Below are 20,549 nucleotides of genomic sequence, written 5' to 3' on the forward strand. Positions count from 1 at the left end.
GATAACTCACGCTTGAAATAAAGCGTAAAACAAGCCCCACTTATTAGACCTTATCGGGTTATGTGGGGTTTGCTTTTTGGTTAAACCACTCAGATCTTACTTATACTGAGATCTGAATAAACGATAATAAGGAACCAATAAGTAATGAGTTATCAAGCCCCATTAGAGGAAATGAACTATTTAGTGAAACAAGTGTTTAATGTTGAAAACACGTTAAGTGCTATTGATAGTTTTTCCGAATTTGATATTGAGCTTTATACTACTGTCCTCGAAGAAGCTGCAAAATTCAGTGAAAATGTATTGTTGCCTATCAATCACGAAGGCGATGAAATAGGGTGTCAATTTGAAAATGGTCAGGTAACGACACCGCCCGGATTTAAAGAAGCCTATGCTGAGTTTTGTCAGAGTGGCTGGCAGGGGACATCGGGAGATCCTGAATATGGTGGTCAAGGATTACCCAAAACAATTCATTTATTGATTGAAGAAATGATTTTTTCAACCAATACCTCATTTTGCTTGTATCCAAGCCTGACTAATGGCGCATATCACGCTATTCGTGCACATGCCAGTGACACCATAAAACAGCTATATCTACCTCCAATGCTTGAAGGGCGTTGGGCCGGGACAATGGCGCTCACCGAACCTCATGCTGGCTCCGACTTAGGGAATATCAAAACTAAAGCAACGGAACAGACAGATGGTTCTTATTTGGTCAGTGGTACAAAAATATTCATTACTGGTGGCGAACATGATTTGTCAGAAAATATTATTCACTTGGTGCTCGCCAAATTACCTGATGCACCGCCTGGTCCGAAAGGAATCAGTCTATTTTTAGTGCCAAAAATTAAAATTAATGAACATGGTGAATTAACCGAAACTAACCAGGTTAGCTGCGGTAGTATTGAACATAAAATGGGGATAAAAGCGTCAGCTACTTGCGTCATGAATTTTGATGAAGCACAGGGGTATTTAATTGGCGAAAAGCATAAGGGATTAGCGTGTATGTTTACAATGATGAATCTGGAGCGTCTTTCTATTGGGGTGCAAGGTATTGGACTTGCAGAAACAGCCTACCAACTGTCTCGCAACTATGCGATTGAAAGAAAGCAGGGAAAAAGTCAGTCTGCAAAACTTGCCAGTATCATTGAGCATGCAGATATTCGCCGCATGTTGTTGGAACAGCGAGTGCATACCGAGGCAGCTAGAGCTCTGATGGTATTTATGGGTACTCAAATTGATCTGCAATATCACCATCAAGACGCAGCTATTCGAGAAAATGCTGCCAGTTTAATGAGTTTGCTCACACCAATTGCCAAGGCTTTTTTCACCGATAAAGGTTATGAAGCCTGTAACTTAGGCTTACAGGTACTAGGTGGTCACGGTTATATCCGTGAGTGGGGATTGGAGCAACTAGTGCGGGATGCAAAAATTGCTCAAATCTATGAAGGTACAAATGGAATCCAATCACAGGATTTACTGGTTCGTAAGGTAGGTCTCGATAAAATGCAACTTATGCAGCTGTTGTATGATGAGATAGATGCTGAGTTGGCCATAAAAACCAGCTTACCAGCAGCTTATCAGTTACAGCAACAGCTATCTTCTGCGCTGCAATGTCATCGCCAGACTAGTCAATGGATTGTGCAAAATATTGAACAGCGTTTCTTCGAAATTCAAGGTGGTGCTGTCGACTATTTGCATGCCTCTGGTTATTTAGTATACGGATGGCTTTGGTTAAAAATGTTGAATCAGTTAAATGATGAGCTAGGCGAAACCTTTTGTGCACGCAAACAGTTAGCTGGACAATATTTCTGTGAACATTTATTACCCAATATCAACCAATTATGTCAAAAGGTTGGAACTGGCTACCAACCATATATGGATGCTGAACAATCATTAATCTAATTACTACTCATTCGCGTTAAATTACAGAATAATTTTTTGATTTTGTTTGGTTAATGTCTAGTTTGTAGAATTTATCGCAAAACCAAAATGCAGATTTGACTAGAATGTAAAATGTCTGACCGCTCAACTTTGAAATCCACACTAAAATTTCAATTTGTGAGCGGTTAGCTATTGGTAAAAAGCTAATTATAAGCTATAGTTATCGCAATATTATAAAGAAAGTTCTTAACTTCTTGCCGTAACTTCATGGAATAGTTATAAAACACCGCAAGATAATTATACATTGTAGCTTGACTCCACTTGATTGGATGACACGGCACTTAGCTTGTTGAGAGATAGATTTAATGGTTCAAATACAAGGAAATACGCGTATGTTTCGCAAAATTGTCCTTTTTCTGACTTCTGCTGTTGGTTTTTTTTCTGGTGCTGTTTTTGCTGTAGGCCTTGGCGAATACCAGCTAAGTTCGGGGTTAAATCAGCCTTTAAAAGCCGAAATTCGTTTGTTATCTGCTGGTGATTTGGGGGATCATGAGATTCATGCCTCATTGGCCAGTATGGTTGAATTCGAGAAAGTTGGCGTAGAACGGCTTTTTTATCTCACCAATATCAAATTCGAAACCAAGAAAAATTCAGACGGCAGCATGTCGGTATTTCTCTCGACGCGCGAGCCAGTTAAAGAGCCCTTTATGAACTTTCTGGTAGAATTGAATTGGCCAAACGGACGAATCATTCGTGAATATACTTTTTTATTGGATCCGCCTGTGTTTGATGACTCTGCGGCATCAACTATCCAAAAGTCTCAAACCGTAGCAGCAAAAAAAAAGCCAGTAACTTCTCAACCGGCGACAACTTCAAATTCAAATCAATCTTCAAATAACTATCCTGAAAATAACTACTCCGGTGGTACTAGTTATGGTCCCGTATCTGAAAATGATACTTTATGGGGAATAGCAAATCAGGTTAGACCCCAATCGGCCAGTATACATCAAACATTGGTTGCAATTTATCGTGCTAATCCAGAAGCCTTTGGTAATGGAAATATTAACAACCTGCTTAAAGGGAAAGTGCTGACTATTCCTGAGGATACTGTTATTTCCCAAGTTCCGCATCGTGCTGCTTTGCAAGATGTTGTTATGCAAAATAACCAGTGGCGTAGTGGCGGGGCACGAAATATTGCCGATACAACATCGAGTCGAGCAACTAGTCGTTTGTCGAACGAAGCAAGATTAACGCTTTCCACGCCAGAAAATAGTAGTGAAAGTAATTCGAGCCAATCAGCTTCGGGTAATATGGCTGAGCGATTGAATAATATTCAAAATCAACTTGCACAGTCGCAAGAAGAAAGTGCGACACTACAAAACGAAAATAATGAGTTACGCGCCAGATTAGCTGATGCATTGAAAAAGTTAGAATCAGTTCAGTCTGGATCGGCTGTCGATGTTTCAGATGCTGAGCTGGCAGCGTTGAGTCAGATTCAACGAGACTCTGAAAAGCAGAATCTTTCTGCTGATATGGACAGTGATGAGACCTTAATCAGCGAATCCGTGGAGCCTACCAGTGTCAATGGCCAAATTACCGATGCCGTATCTTCGCAAACCGACAATTCTGAAAGTGGCAATATAGTAGATAGAGATGTAATTAATAATGATGCTGAGTTGGCAAATGAAACCAACCAATCGCCAACAGAAACGGCCAGTCAAACAAAAGCGAATCAGCCGGCAGTAACAAGAACACCAAGTATCCCTGCCAAGCCTCAAAAATCATTTTTAGATGAAATACTCGAATCTTCAGTTATATTATGGAGTGCAATTGGTGGCATTATTCTGGTGATTGTTGCCGTATTCTGGCGAATGAGAAAACGCATGGAAGACGAAGAGTTCCAGGATGATCTGGTCACCAGTACCGGTGCTGGTCTTGGTGATGCAACCGATACTTTTGAGTTGCCTGAAGTCGGTGATAATATGCTTGAAGAATTAGACATGGATGATCAGAGCATGCAGGATTCAGGAACAAATGAAGAAGAAAACTTTGATCCATTAGGTGAAGCTGATATTTATATTGCTTACGGAAAGTATGAGCAAGCAGAAAACCTGCTCTTGGAAGCAATTGATGACAACCCGATTCGCTCTGATCTTAAAGTTAAGCTAATGGAGTGCTATGCAGAAAATGACGATCGAGATAAGTTTGAATCACTGGCTCAAGAAGTTTCCCATGCGGTAGATGCAGAAGAATGGCATGAACAAATCAATAAGTTGAGAGAAAACGCTTGGTCTGGTGAAATTGGAGATGGCCTAGATGATGGATTTGATTTGCCTTCTACTGAAGATATATTCAACGAAGATGATATCGATTTGGATGATGATACCTCTCCCAATGTCGATATGTCGGATAACAATATCGATGATGCTGAAAGTGCGCTTGATCTGAATGAAGAAGATGACAGTTTTGATATAGATAATGATGAACTGGCTGATGATGAATTTGATATCGATATGGATATGAATTTAGATGATGATGCTCAGGAAGTGCCTCCTTCTGAAGCTGTAACTGAAACTTTTGATTCGTTAGATGATGATGATTTTTCTTTAGAAGAAAAGTCTGAGCTTGATGACTTTGTTCTGGATGAAGATGACGAGGAAATTGGATTTAGTAACGAAGATGATCTTTCGCTAGATATTGAAGACGATAGCGAATTTGCGCTAGAAGATGATAACGATTTTGATGATGATGACATCGGCGAAGGTGATGCTGGTGATGAAATCGCAACCAAGTTAGACTTAGCTCGTGCGTATATTGATATGGGGGATTCTGAGGGTGCTAAAGAAATATTATCAGAGGTTATTGCAGAAGGGACTGATGCACAAAAGGAAGAAGCACAAGCACTAATTGATCGAGCTGATTAATTCTGAGTGAATTCTATAAATAATTTTTAGAGAAAAGGCGGTTAAACCGCCTTTTTTAATCGAAGTAAAGATGAATATTGCATTAGGAATTGAATACTCGGGCTCAAACTATTGTGGCTGGCAAAGGCAATCTCATTCGCCGTCGGTGCAACAATCTTTAGAGGTCGTACTATCTAAAATTGCCAATCATTCTGTTTCTGTATTTTGCGCTGGTCGAACCGATACAGGGGTTCATGCTACAGCTCAGGTTGTGAGCTTTCAACTAAATAATGAAAGGCCATTAAGGGCTTGGGAACTGGGCGCAAACAGTCAATTGCCGGATGATATTTGTGTCCGATGGGCCAAGCCAGTACCTGATGAATTTCATGCCAGGCACTCTGCATTTGCGAGGCGATATCGCTATGTAATTCAAAATACGCGTTATTGCAGTGCAATTTTATCGGGTAAAGTAACCTGGTATCGTACACCTCTTAATCATGAGCTTATGCATCAAGGTGCGCAAGCCTTAATTGGAGAAAATAATTTCTCATCCTTTCAGGCCTCATCCTGCCAATCGCCAACACCGTTTCGTCGTATCGATGAGATCAGCGTAAATCGTTATAATGAATTTGTAATCATAGATGTTAGAGCAAATGCATTTTTACATCACATGGTCAGAAATATTGTGGGCTGTCTGGTTGAAGTTGGTTTTCAGCGTCAGCCAGTTGAATTTGTACAGCAGGTATTAGCAGTCCAAGATCGCACTGCAGCCCCGATGACAGCCAAGCCGGATGGATTATATTTAGTGCAAGTGGCATACCCTGAAAAATATCAAATACCACAATTACCATTGGGCCCATTAACCCTGCCTCAAAGTTTTTTATGATTTCTTTTTGGCTCAGCAGGTTATTGGATAAGTTCAGTGCAAATATATCAGAATTGAAAAATTAAAAGTTTATTCACACAGGTAAATACATGTGGTTAATGGTGTTTTTTATAAGCCAAATTTAATTTATTCTTCACTAATATACTGCAAAATTTGATATATTTTAATGAAGTGTCAACATCATTCACTTCGTGCTCGAAACGTGCAACTGATAAAAAATATCAGGTCAGACCAGAAGGTGTTAATTTATCCTTAACCTTTGAACAGAGGATGTTAGAATATCGCCAAAATCAAATTATCAAAGAGACATATATGAGTTGGTTTGAGCGTATATTACCTAAACGGACCACTTCAGTAGCAGACCGCAGAAAGTCAGTTCCAGAAGGCGTTTGGGCTAAATGCCAAAACTGTGATGCGGTTATCTATAAAGCTGAATTAGAGCGAAGCCTTAAAGTTTGCCCAAAGTGTTCATTTCACATGCGTATAGGTGCTCGAGCAAGGTTGTTGAGCTTTTTAGACAATACTGAAATGCAGGAAATAGGCAAAACTCTGATGCCTGTTGATCAATTGAAGTTTAAGGATTCCAAACGCTATAAAGACCGCATTAGCAGCGCGCAAAAAGTTTCTGGTGAGAATGATGCAATGGTTGCTTTTAAAGGCGAATTGAAAGGAATGAAAGTAGTTGCTTGTTCCTTTGAATTCAATTTTATGGCGGGTTCGATGGCTTCAGTGGTCGGTGAAAAATTTGCACGCGCAGCCAGTATCTGTATTAAAGAAGGTATTCCGTTAATTTGCTTTGCAACCAGCGGTGGCGCAAGAATGCAAGAAGCGCTAATCTCATTGTTTCAAATGGCAAAAACCAGTGCAGCTTTGGCCAGAATGTCAGAAAAAGGTTTACCATTTATTTCAATTTTAACTGATCCAACTATGGGCGGTGTATCTGCCAGTCTAGCCATGCTAGGTGATGTGAATATTGGCGAGCCAAATGCGCTAATCGGATTTGCAGGCCCTCGTGTTATTGAGCAAACGGTTCGTGAAACTTTACCCGAAGGATTTCAGCGTAGCGAATTCTTACTTGACCATGGGGCTATCGATATGATTGTTGATCGTCGGCAGATGCGCAATAAAATTGCGGCATTGCTTGCGAAGATGACAAATCAGCCAGAGCTGGCTGAAGAAGAAGAGGTTGCTGAAGCCAGTTAATCGATTGGCTAGCCTAAGAAAATAGTCGATTGAAGAACCAGTAATTGTTGAAATTACTGGTTTTTTATTTTAATGAAATTTTTAGTACCAATGAAAAGCGTCCATATAATGTGATTTACCATGCCAAAGCTGAATCTTTTTAATCAGTATTTCACCATACAGGCTTTGTTAAATAATCGCTCATTCCTTGCCGCTAGACACTTTTCTCTATCGCCAGCCATTGCATTGGCCGTTAACGCGATAATTGGAATATTTTGGTAATTTTCGCCAGCTTTGCCATCGCGTATTTGCTCACTGGCTTCATATTCGTCTAATTCAGGCATTTGACAGTCCATTAATATCAGTTGGTAAACATCCGGTTGTGCTTTCAAACAATCGATTGCCGCTTTACCTGAATTAGTAACCGCTACTTCAAGACCGATTTCTGCCATTAACATCACCACGACTTCCTGGTTGAATTCGTTATCTTCCACTAAGAGAATTTTGTTACCTTGAGAGTTGACAACTTGCGTACATAAATCTTCTTTTGACAGAGTGTGACCAGGTTTTAGTTCTTTTTCATCACCGCTGTCCAGTATTAAATAGAATGAAAAGCGACTACCTTTATTTTCTTCGCTGGTTAAGTTAATTTGTCCATCCATCATTTCAACCAGTTTACGACAAATGGCAAGTCCTAATCCTGAACCGCCATATTTTCGAGTTGTACTGGCGTCAACCTGAGTAAAGGCTTTAAATAATAAGGGTATATCTTTTTTGGGAATACCAATGCCAGTATCTTGCATGGTTATTTGCAAACACCAGCGCGATTTTACTTGAGTCACTTTATAACTGATGGTCACACTTCCTTCAGCAGTAAACTTTATTGCATTACCAATTAGATTATTTAATATTTGTTTAATGCGATTGGGATCTCCGCTGAGTATTGCATGTTCGACGGGTTGTTTATCTAAAATTAGTGACAGTTTTTTGGCTTGTGCTTCTGGTTTGAAGGTATTGCTAATTTCGTCTAATAACTCGTCGACATGAAAAGTAATGTTTTCCAGTTCAAGTTTGCCCGCATCAATTCGAGAAAAATCAAGAATATCATTGATAACAACCAACAAAAATTGCGCGCTACTATTAGCGATCTTCAATTTGTTAATTTGCTTATCATTTAATGGGCTGCGAGATAATAAGTCGAGCATGCCGATGACACCGTTTAATGGTGTGCGAATTTCATGACTCATAGTTGCTAAAAACTCACTTTTAGCTTTAGCGGCACTTTCTGCTTGCTCTTTTGCTTGAATCAATTCAGTTTCATAAGCTAAACGTTCGCTGATATCTTCGATGATTGACCAGATAAATTGCTCGCCTTGAGAATCTTTGAGTAATATCCCTTTCAGTAAAACAGGAAAACGATGACCATTTTTGTGAATGTACTCTTTTTGGTATGGGCCATATTTACCGGTTTCAGTTAAGCATTTTATTTGTTCGGCTTCTTGTGCCTTATATTCTTTTGGGGTGATATCCCAGTAGCTTTTGGTGAGAAACTCCGATAGAGAATATCCCATTGACGATAACAGAGATTGGTTAACCGAAATGAAACTCCCGTCAGAAAACTTATTCAGTGCAATACCCACCGGAGAGAGTTCGAATAATGCTTTTAGTCGTGCTTGCTCAACTTCTAGCAAACGCTTACGCTTTTCAAGAAAAATGATTTGAATAGTGACAACTAAAATAATGAAAGCAAAAAAACTGCGCAGTAACCAGGCATCTGGCGCAAGTGTTTCCCACCCTTGAATTGGTGATCCCATTAATACCCATTCCGCATTAGGGAGCAAGACTCGCACTTCTGTGGGTTTATAGTTAACAATAGCGTCGCTCCCAAAGAAAAAACTAGTCGACTCATTATTGCGCTTTGCCAAGCTTAGCTTTAAACCAAGTTCAGTATCGTGCAGTCCGCTTTTTTCATAAAGCGCATCAATATTAATTACCGCAGATATCAGTCCCCAGAATACTGGTTTACCTTCGATATCGATATTTACCGGAATTCTGCCAATCAAGCCTTGTCCACCTTGAACCAGATTGATAGGGCCTGCAATAACAATTTGATTTTCTCTGGCTGCGCGTAACGCCTCTTCTCGCTGTGCTTCATTCTTCGCTAGATTCAGACCTATCGCACCGCGATTTCCTTCGAGCGGGTATACCATTGAAATCACCATATCTGGGGCAACTCCAATGTTTCTGAGTTGATTTTCTGATTTAAATAGTGGCGTAACATATTGCCCGAATCTCTCCTGAGTAAGATCCGGTTCATTGACTATTAATCCAACTAAGCCATTGATTAATTGGAGATTTGAATGAATTCTACCTTCTAATTTTGCACGAATAACATTGAGTTGCGAGGTGACAGCCTGCTGTTGATTGATAAGGTGATTTTGATTATTCAGTTGATCAGCATACAGTCCAGTAATTACCAGAAGCAACACAATACTAGCAAATAGGTAAGTTGATTTGAGCATTCGAACTGAAAATTGCAAGTTGGTTTAATAAGTATAGTTAGCAATTTTCTAATTACCTAAATTAAACATAATTGCCCGCTGCGTGTCCTGAAGCCCATGCCCACTGAAAATTATAACCGCCTAAATGACCTGTTACATCTAACACTTCACCAATAAAATATAATCCAGACTGCAGCGCTGACTCAAAGGTTTTTGATGAGATTTGCTGCGTATCTACACCACCAAGGGTGACTTCAGCAACACGGTAGCCTTCTACACCTTCCGGATAAATTGTCCAGTCACTCAAAGTTTGTACAATATTCTCAATATGCTGTGGTGTAAGTTGTTTGAGCTTACCCTGGAATCCAACTTCACTTGCGAAAAAACTGGCAACTGCCTGACTAAAATGGCTCGCTAAAGCGGTTTTTAATTGAATATCTGGGCGAGATTCTTTTAGTTGGGTTATCCAAGTTGCGATATCCACATGAGGTAGTAAATTGATAGATATAGCTTGGCCAGGCTGCCAATAATTTGAGATTTGTAATATAGCGGGACCACTTAGACCTTTATGGGTAAATAAAATTGCTTCATTAAACGTTTGTTGTCCACAGCTGACTTGCACTTGCAGCGCATTTCCGGCCATTTCTTTAAACGCATTGAGTAATCTGCCTTTAAAGGTTAAAGGCGTTAATCCAGCACGAGTGGGCAAGACCTGATGGCCAAATTGCTGCGCTATTTGATAACCAAAGTCAGTTGCGCCCATCGTTGGAATAGATAATCCTCCTGTCGCAATGACCAGTGATTCGCAGGTAAAAGCACCAAGTGATGTCGTTAATTTAAAAGTCGTGTTTTGATTGCTAGAGCCTATTTGATTTTTTGCAGTTAGGTTTAGGTCTTTAGCAGATTCGCTTTTAATAGTTTCGATGGCTTTGAAAGTATCGGTTTGAGAGGAAGATAAGACTGTTTCAACTGAGAGAATTTCGCATTTTAGACGGATCTGCGCACCATTTGATTGACATTCCTGACTCAATAAATCGCGTATTAACTTTGAGCTTTCTCGGCAAAACAACTGGCCTTGAGTTTTTTCGTAATAGTCAATGTGATATTTTTCAACGAGCGCAATAAAGTCCCATTGAGTATATCGTTTCAATGCTGACTTGCAAAAGTGTGGATTGTTAGAAATAAAATTATCTGCTTCAATAGATAAATTTGTAAAATTGCAACGCCCACCGCCTGACATAAGGACCTTTTTAGCCATTTTATTGGCATGATCAAGTACAATAACCTTTTTACCGCGTTTGGCGGCGGTGGCTGCGCACATTAATCCGGCTGCGCCAGCGCCAATAATAATGACTTCAAAATGTTCAGGCATAAGGTTGCTCTATTTGACGATTAAACTTTGATTTATTTACAATTTTACCAACTGGCTATTGTAGCCGATTCTGTCAGCAATTCGTGAATTTTGTTCTAGACTAGTATTAGGCGCACTTTGTCCCGACGAGTATTGTGTAGTTCTGTTTGTCATCTGCCCGTTAACAGCAGATGCTTAAATAGGAATGACTAAAATTCGGGCCAAGAAGCAATCACTAATCTACGACTTTAAATGGAGTATTTCATGTATAAAGAGTTGTATTATCACGATGATCTGGAAAACTTGGCAGAAGAGATAGTTTTTGAGCAAATTCATTTGCTGATTGAAGATGATGATTCCGATGTGCCAACATCACAGGTTTCAATCCAAGATATAGCGGCGATTGCATTAAATAATATGCCGGCAAAGTATATATGTAATATTTTAGAAAAAACCGATCCTGGCGACCAATTAAAGGAAGAAGTGAAGGACTTAAGGAAATACGCCAAGCGTCAGGTATTAAAAGCCATTAAAAAAGTGCGGGAAACGCCCCACGATTAACAAGGTTGTATTAATAGTTTTATGATTGAGTATAAGATTGAATTGGCCGGTACTCCGTGCTCGGTTGTTGAATGGAACCCTGGCGGTTCCATTTTAGTATTTGCGTTTCATGGTTGGTTAGATAATCTGGCGAGCTTTGAAAGTTTAGTGCCTTTTTTGCCAGATATTCGTCTGGTGGCAGTTGATTTTCCAGGACATGGGCATTCAGATCATTTGTTACCGGGCAGGCCTTATCATTTTATTGATGGCATTTATGTGATTGATGATTTAGCCAATCATTTTGGGCAACAAAAAATTAATTTACTTGGTCATTCGATGGGCGGAGCGTTATCTATTTTATATGCAGCAGCTGAACCAGGGCGTGTTAATAAAATGGTGATTATTGAGTCATTGGGTCCATTAACCAGTGAGCCGGGTGAAGTGCAAATGCTTTTGCACAATACATTGAGTCAAAGACGAAGTCAGTTGGATAAAAATAAACCGGTGTATCCTCGCTATGAATTGGCATTGGGGATTCGCGCGCAAGCCTCACAAATTGAAGCTTTTTTGATTGAACCGATTGTTGAACGTGGTTTAACCAAAATTGAAGGGGGATATACTTGGAGTGCGGACTCAAGGCTTAGAAACGCATCACCAATTCGACTATCAGAGTCACATGTTTTGTCTTTAATTCAGCAAATTCATACCCCCGTACTATTAATTGAAGGTGAAAGTGGTTATCTTCGTAACAAAGCGCAATTTGATGCAAGGTTTAGTCTGTTTAAAACGATTGAACGAGTTATTTTTACTGGCGGTCATCATGTACATTTAGAGCAACCAGAACAATGTGCGCAACAAATACGAAAGTTTTTTGCTTAGCTGTATGATTATTATGCATTTTTTAGGATAATGGCCAATATCGAGGAAAACCATTTTGCCATTATTGGCTGACTGTTATACCTTAGGCGAACATAATAATACCATCATCTATCTAAATTGAATGCTGGTAACTGGCCAAATAATATTACACCAAATTTTGGTAACAACACAGTAACAACAAGACAAAAGTGTGGGAGTTAATTGATGGATAAAATCTGGTTAGATGCATACCCTGAAGGCGTAACTGAATTTATAGATGCAGATGCTTATTCATCTGTGGTTGATATATTTGAAGAAAGTGTTAATAAATATGCTGACCATCCTGCGTTTTATAATATGGGGGTGACACTGACTTACCAGCAAATGGATCAACTGGCCTGTCAGTTTGCGGCCTACTTGCAGCAAGAACTTGGATTGCAGTACGGCGATCGAATTGCCATTATGATGCCCAATTTACTGCAATATCCAATTGCCATATTTGGTGCCTTTAAAGCAGGGTTGACTGTTATCAATGTTAATCCGTTATATACAGCTCGCGAATTAAAACATCAGCTGGTCGACTCTAATGCTGATGCCATTATTATTGTTGAAAATTTTGCGCACACACTAGAACAAGTGATAAAAGAAGTGCCGCTCAAGCATGTCATTTTAACAAAAATGGGTGATATGCTCGGGTTATTAAAAGGTGGAATTGTTAACTTTGCGGTTAAACATGTCAAAAAACTGATCCCTAAATTTACTCTCCCTGGCGCGGTGCCATTTAAACAGGTTTTGAAAATTGGTCAGCAATTAACTTTAGAAAGAGTACAACTCAACAACACTGATATTGCTTTTTTACAATATACCGGCGGAACGACTGGGGTTGCAAAAGGTGCTGTTTTGACCCATCGAAATATGGTGGCGAATTTGATGCAGGCACATAACTGGTTTAAACAAATTTTTGAAGAGGGTGCCGAAATCGTCATTACCGCGTTGCCGATGTATCATATTTTTTCATTAACGGCTAATTGCATGTTATTTTGCAAAATTGGTGGTTTAAATGTCTTGATAACCAACCCACGAGACATGCCTGGTTTTGTTAAAGAATTAAGCAAATTTAAATTTACCGTCATTACTGGCGTAAACACTTTGTTTAATGGATTGCTTAATACACCTGGCTTTGAAAAGCTCGACTTTAGCCGCTTAAGTTTAACACTTGGCGGTGGTATGGCTGTACAGGAAGCCGTTGCAAGACGCTGGCAGCGGGTAACGCATCGGCCATTATCCGAAGCATATGGTTTAACCGAAACATCGCCTGCGGTTTGCCTCAATCCAATCACAATTAGTGAATATAATGGAACCATTGGTGTACCTATTGGCAGTACTGAAGTGACAATTCGCGATGCTGATGGCAAAGAACTGCCGACAGGTGAGTCTGGAGAACTATGGGTACGTGGACCACAAGTTATGCGGGGATATCTTGATCGACCGGAAGAAACCGCAAAAGTCCTTAATGATGAAGGCTGGTTTGCAACGGGGGATATTGCCATCATGAACGAAAAAGGATTTTGTAAAATTGTTGATCGCAAAAAAGATATGATTTTGGTATCTGGCTTTAATGTTTATCCTAACGAGATAGAAGATGTTGTTGCTGATAATAAAAAGGTGCTCGAAGTTGCTGCGGTTGGCATTCCATCAGAATCTAGTGGTGAAGTAGTAAAAATATTTGTCGTTAAAAAAGATCAGTCTCTCACCGAAGAGGAGCTGATTGCTCATTGTCGCCAAAATCTGACAGGATATAAAGTACCCAAAGTGGTTGAATTTAGAGATGAACTGCCAAAGTCAAATGTTGGAAAAATTTTACGTCGCGAATTAAGAGACGAAACAAAAAAATCAGTTTAAAAGAGAGTTATTATTAAAACAATGTCCTCATTATCGCCACCGGTCTATTGGATAGATTCACAACAACAGTTTATTGAAGCCATTGACCGATGGCATAGTTCACCATTCTTGGCAATCGATACAGAATTTGAACGACGTACGACTTATTTTCCAATTCTCGCACTATTACAGATATATGATGGAGATGCCGTCTATTTAATTGATCCGCTCGCAGTAGAATGTACTGATAGTTTTCGCCAACTTTGCGCTGATGAAAGTAAGGTAAAAATTTTACATTCGGCCAAAGAAGATATCGAAGTCCTTTTTCATTCATGGCATTGCCCCATTAAAAACTTATTTGATACACAAGTGGCTTATGCGTTTACTCAAGGAACAATATCGATTGGTTATGCGGCAATAGTTAATGAGCTTTGTCAGCAAGAAGTATCTAAAGAAGAAACGCAGTCAGATTGGCTGAAGCGACCTTTAACCCAAGATCAACAAGCTTATGCAGCTAATGATGTCATCTTTTTACCAAAACTCTATCAAATATTGTCAAAGCAAATAACTGAGCAACCATTTAGTGACTGGTTTGTTGCAGAATGTCAGGAGCTTTGTGAATTGATTGAGCAACAATTACTTGATGACGAAGATTATCGACAGGCTAAAGAAGTGTGGCGACTAAATGGAACTCAACTGGCATTGTTTAAACTGTTATATAACTGGCGTGAAACAACCGCAATAAAAGAAAATCGGACTAAAAATCACATCGCAAAAGATCCGCAATTGGTTCAACTGGCTATCGTTATGCCAAAGAATAAAAATGATTTTTATAAAATACAAGGATTACACCCAAAATCGGTACGATTGTATGGTGAAGCGATTTTACAAATTGTTAATTCGTTTTTACAGAAAGATGGGCAAACACAATCCATTGTACCTAACCCCCGAAATATCGAACATTTTAACCAGTTGTCATCGGCGCTAGCGAATGTTGTTGAACAGTTTGCTAAACGTCATCAGATTGCAACACCTGTTTTAGCTAGTAAGCGCATGATACGAAAATTAACATTTGCTTTTTTAGCTAAGGAAAAATTACCGTCTGGTTGGACTGGGTGGCGTGCAAGCGTATTAATGCCACTTTTTCAGCCTGTTTTAGCAGAATTTCAACTGGCTTAATTCATTTTTGTAATTTAGTCTTTCAATTCTCTTTACTCGGTAACCAGTGATATAATCAACTGTTAATCAAGCTAAACAATCGGAATTACCAATGCTAGCCAGTGTGTATCGCAGTAACAAAAAAGATGAAATGTATTTGTACATTTCTGTGAAAGATGATTTTTCTCAAGTACCAGAATCGCTTATGAAAATTTTTGGTAAACCCGAATTTGCATTGCAAATTAACCTTGGTAAACGTGATAAGTTATCAAGAGTTGATATTGAAGAGGTAAAAACAAAATTGCAAGAAGACGGATATTTTTTACAAATGCCTCCGAGCATACATGATAATTTAGCTGGTATATTAAAGAAAAAGTAACTTAAGGTAAGACATGAAAATAATTTTAACCATTATTTTTCTCGGCATTAGTATTTTTGGAACTGATCCAATTGCATTAGCGGCAGAGCAAACACCTGAGACGTTTAATCAATGGAAGAACACTTTAAAACAAGAAATTCAAGCGCAAGGTCTCTCTGAGCAGGCGGCACAGCATTTTATTGAATCACTGCATTACATTAAGAGAGTGATTGAACTTGATAGACGCCAGCCTGAAGGCACTATGACTCATGAAGAATATCTTAAAAAAGTTATTCCTGAAAGTAAGGTAAAAGCAGCACGAGCGGCATATAAAGCAAATAAAAAGCTATTAAAAGCCGCTGAAAGTGAGTCTGGCGTAGCTGCTAAGTTTATTGTTGCCCTGTGGGGTAAGGAAACTCATTTTGGTAAGGTTACTGGCAATTATCATGTGCCGAGTGCTTTAGCGACACTTGCTTTTGATGGCCGTCGAGCGAGTTTTTTCAAAAAAGAGTTATTGGCTGCTGCAAAAATTATTGGGGAAGGCCACATTGAACTCGAACAAATGAAAGGCAGCTGGGCTGGGGCAATGGGAAATTGCCAATTTATGCCGAGTAGCTTTTTGCGCTATGCGGTTGATGCCAATAATGATGGTAAAAAGGATATTTGGGGCGACAAAGAGGATATATTTGCTTCGATGGCCAATTATTTACGTGAATCAGGTTGGCAGTCAGATGAAACTTGGGGCCGACAAGTTAAATTAACCCAGCCGTTCACTGCTTACCAATTTGGCAAGGCTCATCGTCAGTCTTTGAATGCCTGGCAGCAACAGGGCGTTCGCCGCGCAGATTTAAGTGACTTGCCGCAAACTGATATGCAAGCGTATCTTATTTCGCCAGGTGGTGAAAATGGGCGTATTTATTTAGTATATGATAACTTTGATGTGCTGATGCGCTGGAATCGTTCACACTATTTTGCTACAGGAGTCGGCTATTTGGCTGATCGCGTGGGTTATCCCAAAATAGATTAAGTGTAGTTGTGCCCGGTTGAGTGCAATAAGATTTAGATTGCGTGAGTTAAATTTGGGTCGACTAAAAAACAGATTGTTTTAGTATCATATAGCCAGTGCTTTACGGAGTATTGTTAATGAATCAATGGTTTACAGTTAGTTTGCAAGACAGTACCGGTGAGTTAGTTCCGTTTACTCAACCTACTAGTAAAATCGTTTGTGTCGGAAGGAATTACATCGCACATGCGAAAGAGTTGAATAATCCTATTCCCGATTCGCCAATTTTATTTATTAAACCTAATTCTTGTCTTGTAAATTTACCTGATGGTGTGAAATTGCCAATCACTTCGTCAAGTTGCCACCATGAGCTTGAAGTTGCTATTTTAGTTGGCCAACAAATGTCCAATACTTTACCTGAGCAGGTAGCAGATAATATCGCGGGTATTGGACTTGGTCTTGATTTGACATTGCGAGAAATTCAAAGTGAACTTAAAGCAAAAGGTCAGCCTTGGGAAAAAGCAAAATCATTTGATGGGGCATGTCCTGTTTCACCATTTATTGCATATAACAAAAAACAGATTAATTTAGATAAAATCACTTTTCAGTTGATTAAAAATGGCCAAGTAACACAAACGGGTAATACAAATGATATGCTATTTAAAGTAACTGATTTAGTTGCCACCATTTCTCAACATTTTACCCTTTATCCTGGTGATATTGTATTAACTGGGACTCCGGCAGGAGTAGGAGAACTCCATTCTGGCGATCAGTTGGTTGTTTCGTTAAACGACTTGCAATGGTCAACAGCAGTTATTTAAAGATTTTAGTTGTTACTTATATATTTTAGTAATTCAATTCAGGTTAGGAAATGAAAGGGAAAGAAAAAGATCGGTTTTGGGAGCGTATTCCAATGCAGGAACTGTCGGAAAAACAATGGGAATCCCTATGTGATGGTTGCTGTAAATGTTGTGCTTACAAGCTGCAAGATGAGGATACTGAAGAGATGGTATTTACCAACGTAGTTTGTAAATACCTCGATTTAGAAGCGGGACGGTGTACCGTTTATGATGAACGCCAAAAATATGTGCCAGATTGCATAAAGGTGACTCCGCAAAATGCCACTGAGCTAGAATGGATGCCAAATACTTGTGCCTATAAGCTGGTGGCAAATGGTGAGCCTTTGCCGCTTTGGCATCCCTTAGAAACTGGTGATCCGCGATCGACCATGTTGTCAGGTAATTCTGCTGTAGGTAAGGTCATTAGTGAAGATACCATCGATTTAGATGATATCGAAGATTACGTCGTTAGTGATGATTACTTTGAGCAGGTTCATAAAACTGATTAACCAGTCAGTTTAATCCAGCTCCGGCGGTTCACCTTGTTCCATCATTTCCAGCAGTTGTACGGTTATCGCGACAAAATCATGATCCGTAATAATCCCAACAATTTGGTTTGCATTATTCACCACGGGTAAGCAGCCAAATTTTTTCTTATGGATCAATAAAGCGGCATGGGTAATTGTTGTATTACTTGTAACCGTAACAATATCATTTGTCATAATATCAGCAATTAGCGTACCCGATTCAATTTTGGCCAGTTCTTCCTGATTGACAAAGTTTTGTGATGAAATCGAATTGGCCAAGACATTGCGTTCGCTAACTAAACCAATTAGTTGCCGATCTCCTTCGACTATTGGTAGGTGTCTGAAACCATGTTTGCGCATCAGACGTCGCGCGTCAGCAAGACTGTCATATCGAGTCAGAGTAATGGGATTGGGTGTCATGACATCTTCTACAGCCAGCATATTCTTCACCTCTTAGCAATTGTAGCTATTATCAATAAGGTTTAAATAAAGATCTATTTTAGTACATTTTATTCTAAAATAGACAAAGAAGTCGGTTTTTGATGCGGATCAACTAACAAATGATCAATAAACGGAATAACTTCACTTTTTACAATAAGTTTCAGCTCTATCTAACTGAATAATATGAAAATTCTTTAAAATTCAGCTACACTAATGGATGTCTGAATTGATATGATGATAACGATGGCGACATTAATGAAAAAACTAAGAAATCTGTGGTTGACTTCTTTTCTGGTGTACGGCGCATTGTTGGCTGTTCATGTTAACGCGAAAAATGCGCGAGTTACACCTGATGTCAGGGTACTGATTGATATTTCGGGTAGTATGAAAAAAAATGATCCGGAAAATCTGCGAGTACCAGCGCTGCAATTAATTACCAATTTACTGCCTAAAAAGTCTAAAGCCGGTGTATGGACCTTTGGTCGATACGTCAACATGATGGTGCCTTTATCAGAAGTTGATGAAAATTGGCAGAATAAAGCCACTCAAACTGCAAAAAAGATAAATTCAGCTGGGTTGTATACCAATATTGGTAGTGTCATGGAAAAAGCCAGCTTTGGTTGGAATAGCCCCGATCCTGACGAAAAACGAAGTTTGATTTTGTTAACTGATGGTATGGTTGATATTTCAAAAGATCCACAGGTGAATGCTAAAGAACGTGAGCGTATTATTCAAAAAGTCTTACCCAAACTCAAAAAAGCGAATGTTGCCATTCATACCGTCGCTTTATCACAAAATGCCGATCATGAACTGCTAAAATTATTGTCCAGTCAAACTGATGGTTGGTATCAAGCGGTTGATAATGCTGAAAAACTACAAAAGGTGTTTTTAAAGATTTTTGAGCAGTCAACACAGCGAGACAATTTACCTTTAACGGATAATCAATTTACGGTTGATAACAGTATCGAGGAAATGACTTTATTGGTGTTTAAGAAAAGTGCTGCTGAGCAGGTCGCATTAATTGACCCTCAAGGACAGAAGATTAGTCACGGGAGCGATAACGGTAATGTTCGCTGGTTTTCTGCTGACGGGTATGCACTGATTACGGTCAAAACGCCTCAACCGGGTAACTGGAAAATAGAAGCCAATGTTGACCCTGACAATCGGGTTATGGTGGTTAGTAAACTAGGACTTAACATTAACCCGGTACCGAATAATCTACTATCGGGTGAGTCGATTGATTACCAAATGGAACTGCTTGAAGATGGTACTAAAATCACCAAAGAAGATTTTCTCAAACTCATCAACGCCAGGCTTCTACAAGATAAGAATGGTCAAGCAAGTAAAATGGCGATGTTTTATGACTCAGGTAGTCATGTTTTTAAGCAGAGCTTTTTTACTGATGAATTTGAGGGGGTATTACAGCTGACTCTTGAAGTCAAAAGCCCAACATTTGAGCGCATGAGAAACCATGCTGTTAATATCTATGGTTCGCCACTAATTACAGAAATTCAACAGTCAGATAGTCTTGAGCAACCGCATTTAATTCGCTTTCAAGTCAGAGAGGATATCGTTGATGCCTCAACACTGCAGGTTAATGCGACTATCCGCTACCCCGATCAAGAAAAACAATATCGAGTGATTGATGACTTTTCAAGGCCGCTAGAATTAAAGGTATTTCCAGCGGGTGGTGAATACTCTGTTGCGTTGGATATCAGCGGCAAAACCAGCTTGTCGCGTAACTTTACAGTCTCTCCTGCACCGGTTGTATTTACCGCAAAAGCGATTCAAAGTGAGCAGCTAGTGGGTGAAACGCCACAAGACGATACACAAGAAGCAACAGAAGTACCCAATCTGACCGAACAGCTTGCAGCACAAATAACGGATAGTGCTCAGGAAGAAGCTGCTACAGAGCCTCAAGAGCATGAAAAAATTGAAGAGAATTCTAAGCCCGAAACGCTACCAACTCAAGATAATGAAGATGTCGCTCCCCCTGAGCAAGAAGAGAGCAACATACGCATGTGGGTTTATATAGGACTTGGTGCGAATTTGTTTATCGGGTTGCTTGGTTTTCTTGGTTGGAAATTAATTAAAAAGAAAAATCAAAGTAATACGTATTCAATGACGAGTGAGTTAGGGTTGGATGACGAAGAAGATGATGACGATGACCAAGACGATGATAGAGAAGAAAGCCGCGAAGACAAAAAATAAACAGATTTTAAACTAATCTATTATTCGTA

General features: G+C 39.5%; 16 protein-coding genes. 13 read left to right on the forward strand and 3 right to left on the reverse strand.

Going from position 1 to position 20,549, the window contains the following annotated elements; all coding sequences use genetic code 11:
• Positions 1-144 precede the first annotated feature (144 nt).
• The 4 genes from ABVT42_RS04920 to accD all read left to right on the forward strand — a co-directional run bounded on the left by ABVT42_RS04920 (position 145) and on the right by accD (position 6,873).
• Positions 145-1,902 (forward strand): acyl-CoA dehydrogenase, encoded by a 1,758-nt coding sequence (locus tag ABVT42_RS04920; protein WP_353873862.1) that lies wholly within the window; start codon positions 145-147, stop codon positions 1,900-1,902.
• 344 nt (positions 1,903-2,246) lie between these two features.
• Positions 2,247-4,805, forward strand: coding sequence for a motility hub landmark protein FimV (locus ABVT42_RS04925; RefSeq protein WP_353873861.1), 2,559 nt, complete (start codon positions 2,247-2,249; stop codon positions 4,803-4,805).
• Positions 4,806-4,875: 70 nt separating this feature from the next.
• On the forward strand, positions 4,876-5,670 hold the full coding sequence (gene truA, locus ABVT42_RS04930) for a tRNA pseudouridine(38-40) synthase TruA (RefSeq protein WP_353873860.1): 795 nt from the start codon (positions 4,876-4,878) through the stop codon (positions 5,668-5,670).
• 312 nt (positions 5,671-5,982) lie between these two features.
• Positions 5,983-6,873, forward strand: a complete 891-nt coding sequence (accD, locus tag ABVT42_RS04935) for an acetyl-CoA carboxylase, carboxyltransferase subunit beta (protein ID WP_353873859.1) — start codon at positions 5,983-5,985, stop codon at positions 6,871-6,873.
• A gap of 143 nt (positions 6,874-7,016) precedes the next feature.
• Here the strand turns inward: accD and ABVT42_RS04940 are convergent, their stop codons facing one another.
• Positions 7,017-9,374, reverse strand: coding sequence for an ATP-binding protein (locus ABVT42_RS04940; protein WP_353873858.1), 2,358 nt, complete (start codon positions 9,372-9,374; stop codon positions 7,017-7,019).
• Positions 9,375-9,435: 61 nt separating this feature from the next.
• Positions 9,436-10,725: a BaiN/RdsA family NAD(P)/FAD-dependent oxidoreductase gene (locus ABVT42_RS04945; RefSeq protein WP_353873857.1), complete on the reverse strand. Its 1,290-nt coding sequence runs from the start codon at positions 10,723-10,725 to the stop codon at positions 9,436-9,438.
• 243 nt (positions 10,726-10,968) lie between these two features.
• On the opposite strand from ABVT42_RS04945, the gene ABVT42_RS04950 reads away from it, so the two are divergent.
• The 8 genes from ABVT42_RS04950 to ABVT42_RS04985 all read left to right on the forward strand — a co-directional run bounded on the left by ABVT42_RS04950 (position 10,969) and on the right by ABVT42_RS04985 (position 17,850).
• Positions 10,969-11,265 carry a late competence development ComFB family protein gene (locus ABVT42_RS04950; RefSeq protein WP_353873856.1) on the forward strand — a complete coding sequence of 99 codons (297 nt, stop codon included), beginning with the start codon at positions 10,969-10,971 and terminating at the stop codon, positions 11,263-11,265.
• Between the two features lie 21 nt (positions 11,266-11,286).
• Entirely contained in the window at positions 11,287-12,123 is an 837-nt protein-coding gene (locus tag ABVT42_RS04955; RefSeq protein ID WP_353873855.1) for an alpha/beta fold hydrolase, read from the forward strand.
• A 204-nt stretch (positions 12,124-12,327) separates the two neighbouring features.
• The gene (gene fadD, locus ABVT42_RS04960) at positions 12,328-14,004 is read left to right on the forward strand and encodes a long-chain-fatty-acid--CoA ligase FadD (RefSeq protein ID WP_353873854.1); all 1,677 of its coding nucleotides are present in this window, start codon (positions 12,328-12,330) and stop codon (positions 14,002-14,004) included.
• 21 nt (positions 14,005-14,025) lie between these two features.
• A complete protein-coding gene (locus ABVT42_RS04965) occupies positions 14,026-15,162 on the forward strand; it encodes a ribonuclease D (protein WP_353873853.1) in 1,137 nt (378 codons plus the stop codon).
• Positions 15,163-15,253: 91 nt separating this feature from the next.
• Positions 15,254-15,520 carry a YcgL domain-containing protein gene (locus tag ABVT42_RS04970; RefSeq protein ID WP_353873852.1) on the forward strand — a complete coding sequence of 89 codons (267 nt, stop codon included), beginning with the start codon at positions 15,254-15,256 and terminating at the stop codon, positions 15,518-15,520.
• 13 nt (positions 15,521-15,533) lie between these two features.
• Positions 15,534-16,526, forward strand: a complete 993-nt coding sequence (locus tag ABVT42_RS04975; protein WP_353873851.1) for a lytic murein transglycosylase — start codon at positions 15,534-15,536, stop codon at positions 16,524-16,526.
• Between the two features lie 116 nt (positions 16,527-16,642).
• Entirely contained in the window at positions 16,643-17,323 is a 681-nt protein-coding gene (locus ABVT42_RS04980; protein WP_353873850.1) for a fumarylacetoacetate hydrolase family protein, read from the forward strand.
• Between the two features lie 50 nt (positions 17,324-17,373).
• Positions 17,374-17,850, forward strand: a complete 477-nt coding sequence (locus ABVT42_RS04985; protein WP_353873849.1) for a YcgN family cysteine cluster protein — start codon at positions 17,374-17,376, stop codon at positions 17,848-17,850.
• Between the two features lie 9 nt (positions 17,851-17,859).
• On the opposite strand, the gene ABVT42_RS04990 is transcribed toward ABVT42_RS04985, so the two are convergent.
• Positions 17,860-18,309 (reverse strand): CBS domain-containing protein, encoded by a 450-nt coding sequence (locus tag ABVT42_RS04990; RefSeq protein ID WP_353873848.1) that lies wholly within the window; start codon positions 18,307-18,309, stop codon positions 17,860-17,862.
• Positions 18,310-18,564: 255 nt separating this feature from the next.
• On the opposite strand from ABVT42_RS04990, the gene ABVT42_RS04995 reads away from it, so the two are divergent.
• Positions 18,565-20,520, forward strand: coding sequence for a VWA domain-containing protein (locus tag ABVT42_RS04995; protein WP_353873847.1), 1,956 nt, complete (start codon positions 18,565-18,567; stop codon positions 20,518-20,520).
• The last annotated feature ends 29 nt before the right edge of the window (positions 20,521-20,549 follow it).

Origin of the sequence: Aliikangiella maris (genome assembly GCF_040719265.1) — a bacterium.
GTDB classification, from domain to species: Bacteria; Pseudomonadota; Gammaproteobacteria; order Enterobacterales; family Kangiellaceae; genus Aliikangiella; species Aliikangiella maris.